1 protein-coding gene is annotated in these 550 nt (G+C 70.9%); it reads right to left on the bottom strand.

Annotation, left to right across the window (positions count from 1 at the left end):
• Nucleotides 1-550: PP2C family protein-serine/threonine phosphatase (locus ACO1BR_RS44190; RefSeq protein WP_426800760.1), on the bottom strand; the 550-nt coding region annotated here is incomplete at both ends.

Raw genomic sequence — 550 nt, 5'->3', positions numbered from 1 at the left:
GCGATGTCGTCGCTCTGGCGGGCGGGCCGCAGCGTGCTGATGACGACGTCGCAGATCTCCTCCGGTGGGCGGGAGGGGCAGGCCAAGGCGGTACAGAGGATCTCCAGGCCGGTGTTGAGGTCGCGTTCTCGGTCCTCGACGAGGCCGTCGGTGTAGAGCACGACGCTGCTGCCCTCCGGGAGCCGTAGCTCCGCGGCCTCGAAGGGGAGACCGCCCACGCCGAGCGGTGGGCCTGCGGGGAGCTCGGCGACTTCCACGGTGCCGTCGGGGTGGACGACGGCGGGTGGCGGATGGCCGGCCCGGGCCATGGTGCAGGTGCCGGTGGTGGGGTCGTAGATGGCGTAGAGGCAGGTGGCGCCCGTGATGGTGAGTTCGTCCTTCGCCGGGCCCGTATCCCTGTCCGGGTCCGTATCGGTGGCCGTGCCGGTGGCCGTGTCCTGGTCGATGCGGCCGACCAAGTCATCGAGGTGAGCCAGGAGTTCGTCCGGTGGCAGATCCAGGGTCGAGAAGTTCTGCACGGCGGTGCGTAGCCGGCCCATGGTGGCGGCTG

Source organism: Streptomyces sp. YGL11-2 (assembly GCF_050054615.1).
Lineage (GTDB): Bacteria > Actinomycetota > Actinomycetes > Streptomycetales > Streptomycetaceae > Streptomyces.
This window is presented reverse-complemented; position numbering and strand designations above follow the sequence as displayed.